The organism is Mesorhizobium sp. M1423 (assembly GCF_040317575.1).
GTDB lineage: Bacteria > Pseudomonadota > Alphaproteobacteria > Rhizobiales > Rhizobiaceae > Mesorhizobium.
Map to the genome: position 1 here is coordinate 1 of NZ_JAMYKU010000082.1, position 931 is coordinate 931.

Annotated in this window: 1 pseudogene; it reads left to right on the forward strand. The window is 64.1% G+C overall.

The window, feature by feature from the left end:
- Window positions 1-931, forward strand: a pseudogene (locus NKG95_RS34165) (IS1380 family transposase); the annotation flags it as partial.

The window sequence follows — 931 nt, forward strand, 5'->3', positions numbered from 1 at the left end:
ATGGTCGACCTCTACTGCGCCTCCTTCTGGCAGATTCCGAAGCGGATCGTGCTCGACATCGACGACACGTTTGACGCCGTGCACGGCAACCAGCAGCTCCGGCTCTTCAATGCCCATCACGACGAGTACGGCTTCCAGCCGATCATTGTGTTCGATGGCGACGGCCGGTTCGTGGCTGCTGTCCTGCAACCGGCCAAGCGGCCAAGTGGGGCTGAGATCCGCGCTCACCTGCGCCGCCTGGTGCGGGCGATCCGGAGCAACTGGCCGAACATCCGGATCCGGGCCGACGGTCACTATTGCAGCCCGCAGATCATCGACTGGTGCCGCGCCAACGATGTCGACTTCATCCTCGGCGTACCGCCTACCACGACCCTGCGCAAGCATGTCGCGGACCTGGAAGCCCGCACGACGGCGCGCTTTGAAGCGTCACCGAAGACGAACAAGGTCCGCAGGTTCAAGGAGTTCCTGGATGGGGCCGCCAGCTGGAGCCGCGTCGAGCGCATCATAGCGCGGGTCGAGGTCGGCGTCCAAGGTGCTGACACCCGCTTCATCGTCACCAACATCGCCGGTGGAAAGGCCAAGGCGCTCTACGAGGATGTCTACTGCCGGCGCGGAGCGGCCGAGAACCACATCAAGTCCTGGCAGACGCATCTCGCCGCCGACCGAACGTCCTGCACAAGAGCGACGGCCAACTAGTTCCGGCTGTTCCTGCATGCCGGCGCCTACTGGCTCATGTGGGGCCTGCGCGCTGCGATGCCGAAACGCTCCAGCTTTGCCGTCGCGCAATTCGACAGGCTGCGTTTGCGCCTCATCAAGATCGCTGCGCGGGTGGTCGAGATGAAGACGCAAATCCGCCTGCACCTGCCGACATCCTGCCCCGACCAACGCATTCTGCGCATCGTCCTCAATCGCATTCCGCGGCTCGCGACAT